Source organism: Streptomyces sp. HUAS TT11, assembly GCF_051553595.1.
Taxonomy (GTDB): domain Bacteria; phylum Actinomycetota; class Actinomycetes; order Streptomycetales; family Streptomycetaceae; genus Streptomyces.
Window position 1 is genome coordinate 535,318 of record NZ_CP196184.1, and the last position, 17,159, is coordinate 552,476.

General features: G+C 68.5%; 17 protein-coding genes. 4 read left to right on the top strand and 13 right to left on the bottom strand.

Annotated elements, in window-relative coordinates:
• Nucleotides 1–52 precede the first annotated feature (52 nt).
• Complete coding sequence (locus ACSHXN_RS02670) at nucleotides 53–589, top strand: hypothetical protein (RefSeq protein WP_355140272.1); 537 nt, start codon at nucleotides 53–55, stop codon at nucleotides 587–589.
• A gap of 36 nt (nucleotides 590–625) precedes the next feature.
• Here ACSHXN_RS02670 and ACSHXN_RS02675 read toward each other — a convergent pair whose 3' ends face one another.
• From ACSHXN_RS02675 to ACSHXN_RS02730, 12 genes are all read right to left on the bottom strand, one after another.
• Entirely contained in the window at nucleotides 626–1,666 is a 1,041-nt protein-coding gene (locus tag ACSHXN_RS02675; RefSeq protein WP_383357601.1) for a C40 family peptidase, read from the bottom strand.
• Nucleotides 1,667–2,155: 489 nt separating this feature from the next.
• Nucleotides 2,156–2,713 (bottom strand): NADPH-dependent FMN reductase, encoded by a 558-nt coding sequence (gene ssuE, locus ACSHXN_RS02680; RefSeq protein ID WP_438302556.1) that lies wholly within the window; start codon nucleotides 2,711–2,713, stop codon nucleotides 2,156–2,158.
• Nucleotides 2,714–2,819: 106 nt separating this feature from the next.
• Complete coding sequence (locus tag ACSHXN_RS02685) at nucleotides 2,820–3,587, bottom strand: alpha/beta hydrolase (RefSeq protein ID WP_438302557.1); 768 nt, start codon at nucleotides 3,585–3,587, stop codon at nucleotides 2,820–2,822.
• 1 nt (nucleotide 3,588) lies between these two features.
• Nucleotides 3,589–4,617, bottom strand: a complete 1,029-nt coding sequence (locus ACSHXN_RS02690; protein WP_438302558.1) for an LLM class flavin-dependent oxidoreductase — start codon at nucleotides 4,615–4,617, stop codon at nucleotides 3,589–3,591.
• Between the two features lie 281 nt (nucleotides 4,618–4,898).
• Nucleotides 4,899–6,239: an NtaA/DmoA family FMN-dependent monooxygenase gene (locus ACSHXN_RS02695; protein WP_438302559.1), complete on the bottom strand. Its 1,341-nt coding sequence runs from the start codon at nucleotides 6,237–6,239 to the stop codon at nucleotides 4,899–4,901.
• 24 nt (nucleotides 6,240–6,263) lie between these two features.
• Complete coding sequence (locus ACSHXN_RS02700; RefSeq protein ID WP_438306415.1) at nucleotides 6,264–7,136, bottom strand: ABC transporter ATP-binding protein; 873 nt, start codon at nucleotides 7,134–7,136, stop codon at nucleotides 6,264–6,266.
• A complete protein-coding gene (locus ACSHXN_RS02705; protein ID WP_355140184.1) occupies nucleotides 7,130–7,999 on the bottom strand; it encodes an ABC transporter ATP-binding protein in 870 nt (289 codons plus the stop codon). Before ACSHXN_RS02705 ends, ACSHXN_RS02700 begins: the two co-directional genes overlap by 7 nt.
• A complete protein-coding gene (locus ACSHXN_RS02710; RefSeq protein WP_438302560.1) occupies nucleotides 7,996–8,886 on the bottom strand; it encodes an ABC transporter permease in 891 nt (296 codons plus the stop codon). Before ACSHXN_RS02710 ends, ACSHXN_RS02705 begins: the two co-directional genes overlap by 4 nt.
• A gap of 2 nt (nucleotides 8,887–8,888) precedes the next feature.
• Nucleotides 8,889–9,917, bottom strand: a complete 1,029-nt coding sequence (locus ACSHXN_RS02715) for an ABC transporter permease (RefSeq protein ID WP_355140186.1) — start codon at nucleotides 9,915–9,917, stop codon at nucleotides 8,889–8,891.
• A 31-nt stretch (nucleotides 9,918–9,948) separates the two neighbouring features.
• The gene (locus ACSHXN_RS02720; protein WP_355140187.1) at nucleotides 9,949–11,505 is read right to left on the bottom strand and encodes an ABC transporter substrate-binding protein; all 1,557 of its coding nucleotides are present in this window, start codon (nucleotides 11,503–11,505) and stop codon (nucleotides 9,949–9,951) included.
• A gap of 491 nt (nucleotides 11,506–11,996) precedes the next feature.
• Nucleotides 11,997–12,899, bottom strand: a complete 903-nt coding sequence (locus tag ACSHXN_RS02725; protein WP_383357615.1) for a DsbA family oxidoreductase — start codon at nucleotides 12,897–12,899, stop codon at nucleotides 11,997–11,999.
• Nucleotides 12,896–13,330, bottom strand: a complete 435-nt coding sequence (locus tag ACSHXN_RS02730; RefSeq protein ID WP_355140189.1) for an RrF2 family transcriptional regulator — start codon at nucleotides 13,328–13,330, stop codon at nucleotides 12,896–12,898. Before ACSHXN_RS02730 ends, ACSHXN_RS02725 begins: the two co-directional genes overlap by 4 nt.
• Nucleotides 13,331–13,467: 137 nt before the next feature.
• Between ACSHXN_RS02730 and ACSHXN_RS02735 the strand changes: the two genes are divergently transcribed.
• Nucleotides 13,468–13,974 carry a cupin domain-containing protein gene (locus ACSHXN_RS02735; RefSeq protein WP_355140190.1) on the top strand — a complete coding sequence of 169 codons (507 nt, stop codon included), beginning with the start codon at nucleotides 13,468–13,470 and terminating at the stop codon, nucleotides 13,972–13,974.
• Nucleotides 13,975–14,229: 255 nt separating this feature from the next.
• Here the strand turns inward: ACSHXN_RS02735 and ACSHXN_RS02740 are convergent, their stop codons facing one another.
• Entirely contained in the window at nucleotides 14,230–14,955 is a 726-nt protein-coding gene (locus ACSHXN_RS02740) for an SDR family oxidoreductase (protein ID WP_355140191.1), read from the bottom strand.
• Nucleotides 14,956–15,257: 302 nt separating this feature from the next.
• On the opposite strand from ACSHXN_RS02740, the gene ACSHXN_RS02745 reads away from it, so the two are divergent.
• Both ACSHXN_RS02745 and ACSHXN_RS02750 read left to right on the top strand, forming a co-directional pair.
• Entirely contained in the window at nucleotides 15,258–15,875 is a 618-nt protein-coding gene (locus ACSHXN_RS02745) for an ABATE domain-containing protein (RefSeq protein WP_438302561.1), read from the top strand.
• Between the two features lie 471 nt (nucleotides 15,876–16,346).
• Complete coding sequence (locus ACSHXN_RS02750; RefSeq protein WP_438302562.1) at nucleotides 16,347–17,027, top strand: DNA alkylation repair protein; 681 nt, start codon at nucleotides 16,347–16,349, stop codon at nucleotides 17,025–17,027.
• Nucleotides 17,028–17,159 lie beyond the last annotated feature (132 nt).

A 17,159-nucleotide genomic window follows, 5' to 3' on the forward strand; every position in this document is an offset into this window, starting at 1 on the left:
TCAATACTTGCAGTCGATCGTTCGGGAAAATCAACGACAGAGGTGAATAACGGTGCATACCGTTTCCAAGTGGGGGCTTGTCGCAGCGGCCGTACTTTCGGTGGCGGCCGCGCCCAACTCCGCGTCCGCCTCTCAAGGACCCGTCTCCCGCGGTGTGCAGGGAAGCGTCGACCGTTATGAGGTCCTCCGCCTGACCGCACACGCAGAGCAGATCACCTACCTCTCCAACGGCAACCCGCAAACCGGAGTGGGAAAGCAGTATCTCTACATCAACACCATCCAGCGGGACGGGCGGCCGTTCGGCAAGGAAATGCTGGAATGCACCCAGATCGGGGGCACTCTCACCTCCCCCGGTCCGCACAGCGACCAGTGCAGAGGCACGTTCCTCTTCCCTGACGGACAGGTCACCTGGCAGAACGGGACGTCCTCACCCACGTCTGCGCCACCGGAAGACATCGACATCGCGATCACCGGCGGTACGGACAGGTACGCGGGCGCCACCGGTTACGGTCACGTCAATCTCACGGAACCCGGGGAAAGCACGCAGACGGTCCACCTCTGGCTGAGGCCGGAGGTACGGGGGCAGTAGACAGCCGCGCCCCGGTGAGCCGTTGGCAACGGCCGGTCAGACGCGGACGCCGAACATGAACGGTCCGCCGATCGTGCTCATGGACTCGTACCGGACGACGGTGCCGGGACGCGGGGCGTGCAGCACCTGGCCGTTGCCCGCGTAAAGGCCCACATGGTGCAGGTCGTTGAAGAAGAAGACGAGATCGCCGACCTTCAGGCCGCTCGTCGAGTAGATACGGGTGCCGGCGTTCGCCTGCGCCTCGGAGGTACGGGGTATGCCGACACCGACCTGGGCATAGGCCCAGGAGGTCAGGCCGGAGCAGTCGAAGGAGGACGGGCCGGAGGCGCCGTAGACATAGGGCGAGCCGACCCTGCTCTGGGCCACGCCGTACGCGGCACCGGCCCGCCCTGAGGCGGGTGCGGTGGAACCGCCGAGCGCGTCGCGCATGCTGTCGCGGCTGGCGCGGTCCTGGTCGGCCTCGAGTGCCGCACGCTCCTGGGCGGTGAGGCTGTTGAGCAGCTTCTGCGCGTCGGCGAGCTTGCCCTGGACCTCCTTCTTCTTCTTGCCGAGTTCGGTGCGGGTGGAGGCGAGGTCCTTGAGCTTGTCGGTGGCTTCCTGCCGCTCCTGGGCCAGCTCGCGCTGCTTCTCCTGGATCTTCTTCAGCGCCTCGACCTGCTGACCGCTCAACTGGTCCAGCGTCGACGCCTTGTCGAGGAAGTCGTCCGGGTCCGCGGACAGGAAGAGCTGGATGGACGGGTCGATGCTGCCGCTGCGGTACTGGGCGCTGGCCATCGTCCCGATGCCGTCCCGCAGCTGGTTGAGCTCGTCCTGACCCCGGGCGACCTTGTCCTGCAGGATGGAGATGTCCTTCTCCAGCTTGCCCTGCTTCTCCCTGGCCCCGTTGTACGCCTCGGTGGCCTTCTCCGCCTCTTCGTAGAGCTTGTCGACCTTGGACTTGACCTCGTCCTTGCTCGGCTTCGCGCCGGGAGCGGCGTCGGCCGCCTGGGCGCTGAGGACAACGGCTGCGGCCGCCGCGGTGGTCAGCACGGTCACACGTGCGCGGCTCGGCTGCTTGGGTCGACGGTGGGACGCCACGGAGGCGAGCTCCTTCTTCCTTCAGCCGCCTACCGACACGCCGGTGGGCGGGCCCCTCCGCCGCCAACCACCCCTTGTGAGTGATCGCCCGGACGGGGGTTCGAAGCCAGACTCTAATGACTTTCTTGTCGGAACTTCAAATCTTGGCAAGAAAATTCTGGACGCCCGTGGATCCTTCACACCGACCCCCGAGTGACGCAACTGGCGTGACGCTCCGTCGTGTTGTGGGACATCGCCGGGCCGGTCGATGCGATGGGCCGTCACAGGCGGCGGGCGCCCCGTGCCCGCCTTGTCGTGGCGGGCACGCCCACGGAGGTCCCTGACCGGACCCCGGAGGTCGCCGAAACCGGCTTCGGACTCACCACCGTCGCCGGCCTCACCGCGGCCATCGCCGGTCCCACAGCTGCGCGACGGCACCGTGAACCCGGATCTGACGGCATCCGGGTTCACGGCCGTCATCAGGCGTTCCCCGCGCCGTTGGACGCGACGTCAGCCAGCCGGGGCCAGGACGGTGGTGCGGCCGCCCAGTACCGCGGAGAACCGGTCCGTCACCTGCGCCAGGGCCTCGGCGGCACCCGACGCTACGGTCAGCGTGCCGTCGTCGCCGACGCTGATGTCCTTGTCGACCGTGAACCAGCCCTGGACGATGTGCGAGGCGCCCATGGAGCTCAGTACCGGACGGAGTGCGTAGTCGATGGCCAGGACGTGCGCCGTACTGCCACCGGTGGCCAGCGGCAGCACCGTCTTGCCGGTCAGGGCGTACTGCGGGAGCAGGTCGAGCAGCGACTTCAACAGACCGGCGTAGGCAGCCTTGTAGACCGGAGTACCGATCACAACGCCGTCCGCCCGGTCGAACAGAGCGGCGGCCTCCGCGATCGCCGGGTGCCGGAAGTCCGCGCCGAGCAAGGCGTCGGCGGGCAGAGAGCGTACATCCAACGCGATCACGTCATGGCCCTGCTGCCGTAGCCGGTCGTCCAGATGGCGCAGGAGTCGAGCCGTGCGGGAGGTGGCAGACGGGCTGCCGGAGACAGACAGGATGGCGGCCATAGGAGGACCTTTCGGATTCAGATTCACAGCTGCGAGTGCGAGGGTGCGGTGCGAGCCGCACACCTCGGCGTCTTGTTCTCACCGGCGCATCCGTGGGAGGCAGGCGTCACCATGCGCTCAGTTCCACGGCGATCAGTGGCACGAGGTCGTTGCGCACGGTCTCGAGAAAGGTGACGATCTCGGCCGCCACCGAACGGTGTTGCAGGTCGTTCAGGACGTCGTGGTGCGCACCGCGGACCACCGACAGGCGGGCACGGGCTTGCGACTTCGCCGTACGCGCGAGCGCGCCATGGTCGGCGAGTGGGTCGGCGTCGCCGATGAGGAACAGTGCCGGTACGGCGACTTCGCCGTTGTACGCCGCTCTCAGTACGGCGTCCGGCACGGCATCCTCGAGCGACCCTCGCCGGACTTCGTTGTCCTCGGTCAGCGTGCCGCGATGGGTCGGGCAGGAGGTACGGACCTCGAGTTCGTCCTCCCACCCACCGACGTCGGCTGCGGCGTGGCCCGGAAGTCCCGCAAGGACGACGGCGTCCGGCTGCCAGGCCGCCGGAGCCTCCGCCCCGCCGAGGAAGGCCGCCACTGCTGCGGCTCCGGTGTCGGCCGCCACCAGCACGACAGGGTGGACCACATCGTCTTCGGCCGCGGTGTCCTCGACGATGTCGGCAAGTTCGGCGCCGAAGCGGTCCAGTGATCCAGCCAGGTCGTCGGCGTCGATGTCCGGGGTGTCGACGACGCGGACGCGGTAGGCGTCGGCGGCCAGCCGCCTGCCCAACCGGGTATACGTCTTCCGGGTTTCCCCTCGGCCGGGGACGACCACGATCGTGCCCCGGGTGCGAAGGCCTTCCGGGCCGTGGTGGTCGGTGTACTCGCTCATCTCACTCTCCTGCGGGCTGCGGCTCGGTCGCGGGCTTCCAGCCCAGTGCGGGTGCCACCTCGGTCGCGATGACCTCGAGGGCACGGATCGCGGCATCGTGGTCGGGGACAGCGGGGTTGAACTGGGTGATCAGATCGGTCACGACGGGCAGGACCTTCTCCTGCCGAAACGCGGCGACGATGTCGTCGGGATGGCCGTAGAACGTGTGGAACCGGCGCAGTGCCTCCTCCAGGTCCAAGCCCTTGGGGAAGGTGCCGCTCTCGGCGAGGCGATGCGCCGCCCGGTGGACGTCGTCGCCGATCTGCTCGAGCGCCGCGCGCTTGTCCTTGGCGGGGAAGACGAACCGTGACAGGCCGATCCGTGGACGTCGCGGGTGCTGCCACGCGGCTAGGAACGCTTCCGCCCACGGGCGTTGCACCTCGTCCGTGGGCTCGTCGAATCCGTAGGCCGCCCGGTTGAGGAGCAGGTTCGAGCCGGCAGCGGCGGCATGTTGTGCGCCCGTGGCGCTGAAGACGCCCTGCCAGATCCTGTCGGTGAAGTCGGCGGGCTCGGGTTGGATCCGGAATCCAGGCGTGCGTACCTCCTCGTGGGCAAGGGCCTGCCGCAGCAGCACGAGGTGCTCGCTGGTCAGCCGGCGTTTACGGGTGACGTCCTTGCCGAACGCGGCGTATTCGATGTCACTGGAGCCGCTGCCCACACCGACTTCGACACGACCGCCGCTGAGCGTGTCGACGACGGCGATGTCCTCGGCGAGACGGACGGGGTCTTCCAGGGGCAGGATCGTGATGGCGGTGCCGAGCCGGATCCGGGTGGTCTGCGCGGCGGCGTGCGCGAGGAAGGTCCACGGCGAGGAGAGGCCGCCACCGCCGAGGGGCACATGATGCTGGGCGACCCAACCGGCGTCGAAGCCGAGTTGGTCCGCAACGACGAAGAGTTCCTGAGCGTTTCGGTAGGTCTGGCCCAAGTCGTCACCTCGGCCCTGCACATGGGTGAGGAAACCGAGCCTGAAGCGCGGCGCCTGGGTGGTCATGAAGTGCCTTTCAGGGTCGATTGAGGTCCAAGTCGTCGGGTGCGCCTCGTGGTCCGGTGGAGCATCGGCGCACGAAGTCCTCTGCGGCCGCGCACGGTTCGGGACCGTGGTCGGCGGTGGGCTCGGCACTGCGGTCGCCTGCCTCAGCGGCCGGGCAAGGGCGCACGGGCCTTCGCGGACCCCGTCGGTGCGTTCACTGTCACCGGTGGTCCGCGCAGGTGGGAGCCGGGCTGTACAACCCTCGTCCGCCCACCACGGGCAGGGCCTTCATGGCCCGGTCCTCAGTCGTTCACGAGTTGGGGCTCGCGGGTGTGGCGGTTGTCCGGGATCGGCAGGCCGAGGTTGCCGCGCAGGGTGTCGGCCTCGTACTCGGTGCGGAACAGCCCGCGCTTCTGCAGGATCGGGACGACGCCGTCGACGAAGAGGCTGAGGTCGTCTTCCGTACGGAAGGCGAGGTTGATGCCGTCGAAGGTGCCGGCGTTGAACCACCGCTCGATGGAGTCGGCGACGGTCTGGGGTGCGCCCACGAACGGCGAGCGGCGGAATTCGCTGATCGACTGGGCGACTTGGCGCAACGTGAGGTGCTCGGCCCTGGCCCGCTCGATCAGCTTGGCCGCGCCCGTCCGGCCGCCGTTCTCGGCGAGGTGTGCGACGTCCGGGAAGGGTGCGTCCAGGTCGTGCCGGCTGAAGTCGTAGGCACCGAAGGAGCGGCCGAGGAGGGCGAGGTTGCGGTCGAAGTCGTTGTCCTCCTCGAAGATCTCTCGCTCACGGCGCCGGGCGTCCTCGTCGGTGCGCGCGACGATCGGGCCGCCGTGGATGAAGATCTTGATGTGCTCGGGGTCGCGGCCGTAGGAGGCGGTGCGCTTCTTGATGTCGGCGTAGTAGTCCTGGGCCTGTTGCAGTGGGCCGCCCGGCGCGTAGATGCCCTCGGCGACCTGGGCGGCGAGGTCGCGGCCCTCGTCGGAGACCCCGGCCTGGAAGATGACGGGCTGGCCCTGGGGCGAGCGGGAGATGTTGAGCGGGCCGGCGACGTTGAAGTGCTCGCCCACGTGGTTGAGGGCGTGCAGTTTGTCCGGATCGAGGAAGATGTTGCGTTCCACGTCGGCGGGAAAGGCATCGTCCTCGTAGGAGTCCCACAGCCCGCGGGCGACGTGGACGAATTCCAGGGCCCGGCCGTAGCGGGTGGTGTAGTCCAGGTGCTCGTCGACTCCGTAGTTCCTGGAGGTGCCGGTGTCGAAGCTCGTCACGACGTTCCAGCCGGCCCGGCCGCCGCTGATGTGGTCGAGGGAGGCGAATCGGCGGGCGAGGTTGAACGGTGAGTTGTAGGTGGAGCTCGCCGTGCCGACCAGGCCGATGTGCCGGGTGTGGGTGGCGACCGCCGAGAGCAGGGTGAGGGGTTCCAGCCGGTTGAGGTAGTGCGCCGGATAGGTGGCGTTGATGAACTGGCTGTCGACGATGAAGAGGGCGTCGAAGAGCGCGTGCTCCGCCGCCTGTGCCTGGGCGATGTAGTAGGTGATGTCGATGCTGGCGTTCTTGGCGATGCGGGTGTCTTTCCACAGTCCGTGCTGGCCGGGTCCGCCGACCCCGTAGGGGTGCAGCGCGAGGTGGATCTTGCGGGGCATGGCTGTTCCTCTCTGGTGTGTGCTTCAGGCCTGCAGCAGCGCGCGCAGGGCTTTGCGCTCCTCCCGGTCGGCCGGTGCCGTACGGAGGGTGGGCGCGGAGCTGACGAGCAGGCGGGTGTAGAGGTGCTGCGGATGGTTGATGACGTCGCGGGCGGCACCGACCTCGACGAGCTCGCCCTGGTGGAGCACGGCGATGCGGTCGGCGATCCCGGCGACGGATCCGAGGTCGTGGGAGATGAAGACGAGGGCCACTCCTGTGGCTCGGAGTTCTTTGAGGATCTCCAGGACCTGGACGCGGTTGGCGGAGTCCAGGGCGCTGACCGGTTCGTCGAGGATGACCAGTCGGGGATCGGTGACCAGGGCCCGGGCCACCGCGACGCGCTGCCGTTGTCCGCCGGAGAGTTCCCCGGGCAGCCGGTCGAGAAGCTCGTCGGGCAGGCGGACACGAGGAAGGAATGCGCGAGCCCGTTCGGTCGCCTCGTCGCGTGGGACTCCGTGGACGAGCAGGGGTTCGGCCAGGGACTCCCCGATGGTGAGGTCCGGGTCGAGGCTGCGCAGCGGGTCCTGGAAGACGTACTGGACGAGACCGCGGCGACGCAGCCCGCGCCACTGACGGTTGCGGTAGCCGCTGACGTCGTGGCCGCCCAGGACGATCCGGCCGGCCGAAGGGCGGACGAGACCGAGTACGGCGCGTGCGAAGGTGGATTTTCCTGAGCCCGTCTCGCCGATGACACCGACGGTTTCGCCGGGGGCGACGCTCAGCGAGATCCCGTGGAGGGCTTGGCGGCGTCGGCGGCGCAGCCCGTAGTGCACGTCGAGGTCGGTCACTTCGAGTACGGCGCCGGTGGGCGCTTCGGTGCCGGCGGCCGCCGGTGCCGGGAGCCGATCGATCACGATGCCTCCTGCGGCGTGCGGAACTTCTCCAGGCCGTACTGCTCGTGCTCGGCGATGAGCAGGCGGGTGTATTCGTGCTGCGGGTCGTGAAGCACCGCCCGAGTCGGGCCGTGCTCGACTACGCTGCCCTGCCGCATCACGAGCACCTCGTCGCACAACTGGGCGACGACGGCCAGGTCGTGCGAGACGACGACGAGGGCCAGCCCTGTGTGTTCCCGCAGGTCGGCGAGCAGGTCGAGGATCTCGGCCTGGACGGTGACGTCCAGGGCGGTGGTGGCCTCGTCGGCGATGAGGATCTGCGGGTCGGCGGCGATGGCGGCCGCGATCAGGACACGCTGGAGCATGCCTCCCGACAGTTCATGGGTGTACTGGCTGTAGACGAGTTCCGGCTCACGCAGTTGCGTTGCCTGCAGCAGTTCGATGGCACGGTGCCGTGCCTGGCGGCGCTTCAGTCCCTTCTTGATGCGGATGACCTCGGCGATCTGGGGGCCCACGCGGAGGGAGGGGTTGAGGTAGGAGGCCGGGTCCTGGAAGACCGCGCTGATGGTGGCACCGCGCAGGGCTGCCCATTGCCGGGGGGTGAGGGTCGTGATGTCGGTGCCGCCGATCTCGATCGAGCCGCCTGACACCTCGAAGTGCGGGGGCAGGATGCCCAAGGCGGCGCGGCAGGTGAGGGTCTTGCCGCTGCCGGACTCACCGACGATCCCGACGGATGTGCCGGGCGTGAGGTCGAAGGTCACTCCGTGGACGATCTCGCGGTCGGTGACCCGGTCGCTGATGTGCACATCACGGACGGCGAGCACAGGCGGAGTCGGCGGGTTCCTGTCCGTGCTGGTGCTCTTCGTCTTCTCGGACAGCGTCGTCATCGCGCGCCTCCGGTGGCTACGAGGTCGGACTTGGTGCGGTGGTCGGCGTGGGCCTTCCGGTTGTTGATCAGGGCTCGGCCTGCCTCGCCGGAGACATCACGCAGGGCGTCGGCGAGCAGGTTGGCGGCCCAGACGGTGACCATGATCAGAAGGGCGGGGGCGAGGGGCGCCCAGGGCTGGTAGCTCAGATAGCCCAGGTCGGACGCGAGCAGGCCGCCCCATGTGGGCTCGGGAGGCTGGATGCCGATGCCGAGGAACGTCAGGCTGGAGACGATGATGAAGCCCACGCCGATGGTCTGGGCGAGTGCGACGGCGATCGACGGCAGCACCTTGTTCCAGACGTGGCGACGCACCACCCAGCCGATCGACGCCCCGGAGATGAGGGCGGCCTCCACGTACTGCGAGCGGGCCACGGCCAGTGTCGCCGCGCGGGACACCCGGTAGAACAGGGGTGACACCAGTGCACCGGTGACAAGCATGGCCTGCGTGAGGCCGTTGCCGAGCAGTGCGATCACGGCGACCGCGAAGAGCAGGAACGGCAGGGCGACCAGCGTGTCGGCCAGACGGAGGGTGACCCATTCGAAGGCCCGGCCCAAGTAGACCGACAGGATGCCTGGGATCGCACCGACTACCAGTGCCGTCAACGCCACTTCGAGGGATCCGGCCACGCTGACGCGGGAGCCGTCCAGGAGACGGCTCAGCACGTCGCGACCGAGGTTGTCCGTGCCCAGCCAGTGGGCACCTGAGGGGTTCGCGAGGGTGTGGCTGCTGGTGGCCAGCGGATCCTGCAGGGCCAGCAGCGGTCCGAAGAGCGCAAGGAGCGCGATCACGGCGAGGACACCGAGGGCGATCCGTCCGGGGGTGAGGGAGAGGATGCGGCGCATCATGGTCAGACTCCTCGCTGGGAAGCGGGCGTGACGCGCGCCAGCACCAGATTGACGATCAGGTTGAACGTGACGACCAGGACGATCGACACAACGAGGACGCCCTGCACGGCCGGCACGTCGCCCGCCTGGGCGGAGTCGTTGGCGAACCTGCCGAAGCCCTGCAGACCGAAGATCCACTCGGTGACGACGGAGGCACCGACCAGTGCGGGGAATTTCAGACCGAGGGTGGCCAGCGCCGGACCGAGGCCGTTGCGCAGCACATGGACGAAGAAGATCCGCCGGGTGCTCAGTCCTCGCACCACGGCGCCCGTCACATAGTTCTCGCGGTAGGCAGCGACGAGGCTGGTGCGCAGCTGGCGGGCCACGTCGGCGACCACGTCGAAGCTCAAGGCCAGCGCCGGGAGGGTGATGTGCGCCAGCCAGGGGCCGGTTCCCTGCTGCGCGGGGACGTATCCCGCTGAGGGGAACAGGTGGAGCCCCACCGCGAAGATCTCGATCAGCACGATACCGACGACGAAGGCCGGCATCACCGAGATCACGGTCACGAATCCGGTGATCGCGCGGTCCAGCCAGGTGGTGCGGCGCAGTGCCGCCAGTGTGCCGAGGCCGAACCCGACGACCACTCCGATGAGGAGCGCGAACGTCGCGACCGAGAGGCTTACGCCCAGGCCGAGGCCGATCAGCGTGGAGATGTCGGCGCCGTTGGTCCAGCTGGCGCCGAGTTGTCCGTGCAGGACGCCGCTGAACCAGTCCCAGTATTGGACGAAGAAGGGCTTGTCGAGGCCCCATTGGGCCTCCACCCTGTGGATCGCCTCGGGTGTGGCGTCCTCGCCCAGCTGAATCCGTGCGGGGCTGAGTCCGCTCAGCGAGCGCAGCGCGAATGTCACGAACGTCGCGACCAGGAACACCGGCACGAAAATCGCGATCGACCGGACGAGGACGGCCAGGACGCGGCCCAGCGCGTGCCGCACCCCTGGCCGGGCGACCCCGTGGCGGCGGGCGGGAGCGACCTGGAGCGTGGTCGTCGTCATGGGGCTGCCTCCTCTCTGTGGTGGGGGGAAGTCACTTGCTGCCGGAGATGGTCACGCCGGTCCAGTCGATGTGGGCGGGAATCTTCGGCAGGCGGGAGATCGCCTTGCTCGTGGCGATGAGGTTCGGCGCGGAGTACGTGAAGACCAGCGCCTTGCTCTGCAAGCCGGCCCGGGTCGCCGCCCGAAGGACGGTGGTGTAGTCCGGCGCGTCCAGCGGTGTCCGGCGGACCTTGGCGACGGCTGCCTCGAAGCCTGCCGGCTCGTAGGGCGAACTCAGGTTCAGCGGGCCGTTGGGGCCGAAGTGGGCGGTGAGGGTCTGGACCGCGGAGTCACGGCCCGTGGTGGAGTACAGCGAGAACGTGAGGTTCTTGGCGAAGAAGGGGGTGGCCCAGTTCTTGTCGATCTTGATCGTGACGGTGATGCCGACCGCGGCCAACTGGGACTGGACGATTTCGGCTTGCGGATCCTCCGCGGGGATCACCAGGTCGAGCTTGAGGTCCCCGGCCCGGTAACCCGCCTCGGCGAGGAGCTTCTTCGACGTGCCCGGATCATAGGGGTAGTTGTTCCGCGACGCCGGGTCATAGGCCACGTATCCCTTGGGGAAGGGCTGATCGGTCACCTGGCCGTAGCCGAAGGTCAGCTTGTCGACGAACTCCTGGCGGTTGATCGCATGGCGAACCGCATCAACGACCTTGTTGTTGTCGAAGGGCGCCTTGTTGATGTTGAGGCTGATGTTCGAGGCGTTGAAACCGGGCTGCACGAAGACGTCCAGGCCGGCCTTCTTGGCGGCAGCCGCCTGACTCGGTTCGATGTCGGCGAAGTTGTACACCCCGGTCTGCAGCCCGGACACGACGGTCGACGCATCAGGTGCCGAGGTCAGTTCGACGTTGTCGATGTGGATGTTCTTCGCGTCCCAGTAGTGGGGATTCTTCTTCAGAACGGCCTTCGTACCGGGGATCAGCTGTGTGATGGTGAACGGCCCGGCGCCGACCGGGTTCTGGTCCAGCTTGTCGGGGTCGGCTGCCGCCTTGGGGCTGGCGATCTGCAGGACGCGCTCCCCGAGCAACTGGGGGATCTGGTAGTCGACCTGCGTGAGGTGGACAACCGCGTCCAGTCCGTCGGCGTCCACCGACTTGATGGAGGTCAGATCACCGAAGAGCGCGGAGTTCTTCTGCTTCTTGGCCCGCTCGATGGCCGCCTTGACCGCGGCGCCGTCGACGGGCTCACCGTCGCTGAACTTCAGGCCCGGACGCAGATGAAAGGTGATCTCGTCGCCCTTGCTGTTGTACTCCCAGCTCTTGGCAAGGTCCGGGACCGCCTTGCCGGTCTCGTCGGTGCGTGTCAACGAGGCGTACACCAGGGCGAGTTCACGGAACTGGGCACCGCTTCCTCCGACCACCGGGTCCCAGTGGGTCGGGAAGTAGGAAGAGGCCCACTTCAGCGTGGCGGCGCCGCCTGCTGAGGACGCGGTTCCGCCGCACGCGCTGAGAGCGCCGACGAGCACGGTGAGCAGGACGGTGACGAGGGCTGTGGGCCGCAGTCGGCTCGCAAGCGGGGCAGGGCGGCGGGGCATGAGTCGTCCGGGCATGTGGCTACTTCCTTTGGTGGCCTCGTCCCTGTCATCGGCGGGCAGGACGGGAACGAGGGGCGGCTCACCCCGCGCTGGACGTCTGCACCTGACGGCACGGCACGTCGACGTTTGCTTCGGTGCACACGTCGGACATGCGGCGTTCAGGGCATGGCGCGTCGGCAGGTTCGCAGGGCGGGCCGGGATGCGGAAAAACGGGGGCGACGAAGCGCTGGGGTGAGGGCGCGACGGCAGGCCGTGCTCAGCGGAGCAGTGGGCGGCCGGTACTGACGGGAACGGTCAGGCGCCTGGGTGCCAAGGGCAGGCGATCAGCGACAGAGGGCGCTGCTGGTGCGCCGCAGGTCCACGTAGCGGCACACCACACCGGGGTGCGTCGTAAGCATGCTGAACATCTTGGTGGGGGCCGTAAGCGGCTGTCAATGGACACCAATTGGTGTCTCATTCGGTGGAACGGGCGCCGGCATCCGCTCAAGGCGTGCCACGGCCGCGCCTCAGCGCGGGATGGTGGCGGGGTGGACCGCGGCCTCCCGCGGATGCAGCCACAAGGGTCCGTTAGCGGTCTCCGCCCGAACCGCGTGCTGCGGCGGCCAGGGGCCCTGCGTCAGCAGGCGGACCTCGGGGTCGGTCAGACTCCCGTACCGCTCCAGCGCTGCCCCGGCGGACAGCGCCGCCGGGGACGACAGCAGCCCCGGGCAGAGCTCCTCGACGGCCGCCGCGTACTCCTCGAAAGGCCGCCAGCCGGGCACCGTGCGGCGCTGCGAAGCGACGCGGAACAGCAGCGTGGGCAGCGCATACCGGTACCCGCCCTCCGCGGTCTCCTTGGCGGTGCCAGGGTGCGGCGAGCCACCCAGGCCGGACAGCACCTCGGGGACCGGGCGCCGCGCCTCGGCACGGTCGGCTCGCACCTCCTCCAACACCTCGGCGCAGGCCGCGTCGCGCGAGAGCCGCTCCCGGTCCAGACCCGGCGTCCCCCGCACCGCGGACAGGGCCAGCGCAGTGGTGTCCGCCGGCTCACCGAGCACAAACACGGTCTCGCGCAGCCGCCGCAGTACCCGCTCGGCCACGGAGTTCCCTTGCAGTTCGGCGGCCTTGGCGACCAGGGAGGACGGCCAGGAACTCTCCGCCACCCGTTGCAACCGGACCGCGCGGGGCGCCCCGGTGTGCCTGCTGATCTCCGCGACGTAGTCCATGTACCAGGCGGTTTCCGCCGCCGGGTCCGGTGGCGGATCGTCGTCGTGGTCGAAGAGGATGCAATACACCCGGCGCCAGCGCACTCGCCCGGCGAGTGCCGCCCGCAGCCTGCGGAAGACGGGTTCCGATCCCCAGGCCCAGGGACACAACGGGTCGGTGTACTCAACCACTTCCATGGCGGACGGCTCGGGCACCTGTGTCATGCAGCGCCCTTGTGGGCCGACGGTTCGAGCGCCTCCGCGGGCAGCAACGACGCCAGCGTCACCCCGCCCAGGACGGCCGCCGCATCCGCCTCGACCTGCCGCCACACGCCGGGCAGGCCCACCGCAGGGCCGGGGTAGGCGAGTTCGTCGAGAGACTCACCGCGCAGGGTGATCACCTCACCGTCGACGGCCCGCACGACGTCCAGCAGGGTGATGTCCTCGGCGGGCCTGCCGAGCCAGTAACCGCCTTCGCAACCACGCTGACTGCGCACCAGACCGGCCTTGCGCAGCTCACCCACCACGGACTTCAGGAACCGGAACGGAATCTGCTGCGAGGAGGCGATGAACTCGCAGGTGAGGGGCCTGGCGGGCGTGCGGGCGAGCTCCAGGAGAGCCCGCGCGGCGTAGTCCGCCTTCGCGGAGATATGCATGCGCCCATCATGCCCGACGGCTCCTCCGGCTACCGGGCCGTGCCGCCTACTCCTCCGCATTGCAGGAACGTTGCCGCAGGTGAACGGCAATGGACACGTCTTGACATCCTTTTTGGCCCACATCTAGCGTCCCCGTCATGAGCGAGCCGTCGACGACCCCTGGTGAAGGCTTCCACCCCCATCTCCACGACACGGCGGGGCACCCGACGGCCCCGCTGCGAACCCGCCTGCACCACATCCGCGCCGACTCCCTGGACGGTGACACCGCCCAGACCGGCGGCATGCGCAGGTTCGCCGCCGTCAGCGGAAAGACCGTCGGATCCGAGAAACTGTGGATGGGTCAGACACACGTCGCCCCCGCGACCTCCTCCTCCGACCACCACCACGGCGAATCCGAGACCGCCATCTACGTCGTGAGCGGCCACCCCGAGTTCGTCTTCCTGGACGGCTCGGGAGAGGAACCGGAGGAGATTCGGCTGCGGACCGGGCCCGGTGACTACATCTTCGTCCCGCCGTTCGTACCGCATCGGGAGGAGAACCCGGCCCCCTCCGAAGAGGCGGTGGTCGTCATCGCCCGCAGTACCCAGGAAGCGATCGTGGTCAACCTCCCTGGGCTGTACGCCCTTCCCACCGAGGAAGGTTGATCGACGCGCCGAGGTGTCCTTTGGCACGCCACGAGCGTGTGAAGACAGCCCCTGGAGCCCGAGACCTCTCGGAAGGCTCGGGACACGGCTCTGACCCACCACACCCCGACCAACCACCGCAGTCGGACCGACAGGCTCCATCTCCGCCGCCGCACCGTGTCGCCCGATCTGCTCGGGCCGTACACCGGTATACGACCCGAACAGATCCGGGCCTCCCCCGCCCATCCGCGGCCTGGAACAGGGGGAGGCGTTGGATCAGGCGACCTCGGCGCGCGGCCGAACCACGATCTCGCTGACGTCGACGTCGGCCGGCTGGCCGACGACGTAGGCGATGGCGTCGGCGACCGAGGAAGCCGGCAGTTGGAGGCTGTCTGCCATCGAGCGGATGTAAGCCATGGTCCCGGGGTCGCCGCCCTGGATCAGTTCGGACTCGGTGAAGGACGGGCTGATGTCGGTCACCCGGACGTCGTTGTTCTCCTTGCGCAGGCCCTCGGAGATGGCGCGCACCGCGTACTTGGTCGCGCTGTACACCGCCGTGGCGGGGACGACGTAGTGCCCCAGGGTGGAGGCGATATTGATGATGTGACCGTGCCCCTGGGACTTCATGAGCGGTAGCACAGCGGCGATACCGTGCAGGACACCTCTGATGTTGACGTCGATCATCTGGTTCCAGTCGTCCACACGCGCGGCGTCCAACCGCGACAGGGGCATCACACCGGCATTGTTCACCAGGACGTCGATCCGGCCGTGCCTGCTGTGGGCGCCTTCGACGAAGGCCTTCACGCTGTCGGGATCGGTGACGTCGACCACGGCGCGGTCCGCCTTGTGGCCGGCCACCTGCAGCTCCCTCACCAGGGCGTCGAGACGGTCCACCCGACGGGCGCCGACCACCACGTGGTGTCCCTCGCCGGCCAGACGGCGAGCCGTGGCTGCGCCGAGCCCACTGCTCGCTCCGGTGATGAGGACGATCTTCGAGGACATGAGTACTCCAACATTCTTCACGCACGGCCGTGACGCCCGAGGACCGAGAGACCCTCGACGAGGACTCGGGGGCGCCAAAAGGCCGTGCGGGCGTGCGATGGCTATATGCGAATGACTTTTGCTGATGCCGATGACTGCCGACCACCCAACGGCACACCTCAGAGCACTGCCGTCGGTTGTAATGACGTCTCGAGGTTTGCACCTCACATCTACCCCGTCAAGCCGCGGTTTGCCATATGTGTAAAGCATTAGCTCATCACGAGCCGATGTGGTCTACCATGGATCCCGACACAAGGAGAGTCATGACCGAACAGTCCGCGCCGACGACAGCGGAGAACGCGCCCCCGGCCCCGTTCGCCACAGCCGACCTGCTGCTGGCGTTCGTCAATACGCAGTCTCAGCCCGGGCGCGCACGCGACCTGCTCGACGACCGCACGGCACTCACGGAGTGGCTCGCCTCCTACGGCATGGACGACGACGCGATGATCGTCACCGACGCGGACGCCGCCGCGACACGCGAACTCCGTGGCGCCTTCACGACCGTCTTCCGCAGCCACGTCGGCTGCGAACAAGGGGCTGAACTCCGGGGCGAAGCCGAGCAGTTGCTCCGAAGCTACGGCCGGCGCTACCCGCTGACCCCGGTGATCGAGGCCGACGGCTGCACCTTCCGGCCCTCGCACACCGGAATCGTCGGCGCCTTCGAGACGTTGCTCGCCGCCGCCGTCGACCTTGCCGCCCGTGACGTGTGGCCCCGGATGAAGATGTGCAGCTCTTCCTCCTGCTACCGCGGCTTCTACGACCGCACACGCAATTCCTCCGGCCGCTACTGCAGCACCCGGTGCAGCCAGCAGGCAGCCACGCACGCCTATCGCGACCGGCAGAAGAAGAACTGCGCGACCAAGCCCACGCCGGCCACCTGACCGTTCTCGGCCGGACAGGAACACCTTGGCGCGGCGCCACAACCCCGCCGCGGAGCGAAAGCGATCCGGCCCACGGGCCGCGCATCCGCGGGTGAGTCAGTACCGAGCCACGACGACGTGGACGCCCTCCCCGTAGCCGCGCCCGAGGATCAGCAGACTGTCCAGCGCCAAGCGGGCGACGCACCTGTGTGCCCACTTCAGTCCGACCGAAGAAGACCGGACCCGTATCCGCTCACCCGGTTGGCCTCGGCGGCGCCTGCCTCGGACTCGTCAGGGCAGCCACTTGAACGAATGCGCCGCGATCTCCGCTCCCCGTCATCGAGCGGACAGTCCTGTCGGCCACGGACGGCCGGGCCCCGTCCGGTCGGTCTCTGCCGACGCAGTCCACGTGTGCGAGCCGGACGGCAGCGTCCTCACCAAGGGCCGGCTTCCGTCGTAGGCTGCGTCTCACGCGCGAGAGAGGGGGCTGCGATGGCCCAGACGACGCCGGCCGAGGTGATGGCCGAGCTGGCGGAGCTCGAGGACCCCAAGGCACGCGAGGTGAACGAGAGACACGGTGACGATCACGGGGTGAACCTCGGCAAGCTGCGCGCGCTCGCCAAGCGCCTCAAGACGCAGCAGGAACTCGCCTGCCGGCTGTGGGAGACGGATGACACCGCAGCGAGACTCCTGGCGATCCTGATCTGCCGCCCGAAGGCGTTCGAGCGTGACGCCTTGGACGTCATGCTGCGCCAGGCGCGCTCCCCAAAGGTGCACGACTGGCTCGTGAACTACGTCGTGAAGAAGAACCCGCACCGCGAAGATCTGCGGCTTGCCTGGTCCGCCGATCAGGATCCCGTCGTCGCGAGTGCCGGCTGGGCACTGACCACCGAACGCGTGGCGAAGAAGCCCGAGGGCCTCGACCTCCGAGGACTGCTCGACGTCATCGAGGCGCAGATGAAAGACGCCCCTGACCGCCTGCAGTGGGCATTGAACCACTGCCTGGCCCAGATCGGCATCGAGCACGCCGAACACCGCACTCGCGCACTCGACATCGGCGAACGCCTGGAGGTACTCAAGGACTATCCGACCTCCCCCGGCTGCACCTCGCCCTTCGCTCCCACATGGATCACCGAGATGGTCCGCCGTCGACACGATCGGGCGACTGCCTGATCGGCGGTCACCCCGCGTCACGCACCGAGGGCTGATCGAGCGGCCGATGTCGCCGGACAGCGGGGGCTGGATCGACGCCACACGACGGATTCGGCCGAGTCACTGGCCGCGGTCCCCCGTTCCTTCGCGCGA

Bases quoted from the DNA above. Each gene is read 5' to 3' on its own strand.
- ACSHXN_RS02745 (WP_438302561.1), top strand. From the start codon at position 15,258: ATGACCGAACAGTCCGCGCCGACGACAGCGGAGAACGCGCCCCCGGCC.
- ACSHXN_RS02730 (WP_355140189.1), bottom strand. From the start codon at position 13,330: ATGCATATCTCCGCGAAGGCGGACTACGCCGCGCGGGCTCTCCTGGAG.
- ACSHXN_RS02720 (WP_355140187.1), bottom strand. From the start codon at position 11,505: ATGCCCGGACGACTCATGCCCCGCCGCCCTGCCCCGCTTGCGAGCCGA.
- ACSHXN_RS02695 (WP_438302559.1), bottom strand. From the start codon at position 6,239: ATGCCCCGCAAGATCCACCTCGCGCTGCACCCCTACGGGGTCGGCGGA.
- ACSHXN_RS02690 (WP_438302558.1), bottom strand. From the start codon at position 4,617: ATGACCACCCAGGCGCCGCGCTTCAGGCTCGGTTTCCTCACCCATGTG.
- ACSHXN_RS02715 (WP_355140186.1), bottom strand. From the start codon at position 9,917: ATGACGACGACCACGCTCCAGGTCGCTCCCGCCCGCCGCCACGGGGTC.
- ACSHXN_RS02750 (WP_438302562.1), top strand. From the start codon at position 16,347: ATGGCCCAGACGACGCCGGCCGAGGTGATGGCCGAGCTGGCGGAGCTC.
- ACSHXN_RS02725 (WP_383357615.1), bottom strand. From the start codon at position 12,899: ATGACACAGGTGCCCGAGCCGTCCGCCATGGAAGTGGTTGAGTACACC.
- ACSHXN_RS02735 (WP_355140190.1), top strand. From the start codon at position 13,468: ATGAGCGAGCCGTCGACGACCCCTGGTGAAGGCTTCCACCCCCATCTC.
- ACSHXN_RS02705 (WP_355140184.1), bottom strand. From the start codon at position 7,999: ATGACGACGCTGTCCGAGAAGACGAAGAGCACCAGCACGGACAGGAAC.
- ACSHXN_RS02740 (WP_355140191.1), bottom strand. From the start codon at position 14,955: ATGTCCTCGAAGATCGTCCTCATCACCGGAGCGAGCAGTGGGCTCGGC.
- ACSHXN_RS02710 (WP_438302560.1), bottom strand. From the start codon at position 8,886: ATGATGCGCCGCATCCTCTCCCTCACCCCCGGACGGATCGCCCTCGGT.
- ACSHXN_RS02685 (WP_438302557.1), bottom strand. From the start codon at position 3,587: ATGAGCGAGTACACCGACCACCACGGCCCGGAAGGCCTTCGCACCCGG.
- ssuE (WP_438302556.1), bottom strand. From the start codon at position 2,713: ATGGCCGCCATCCTGTCTGTCTCCGGCAGCCCGTCTGCCACCTCCCGC.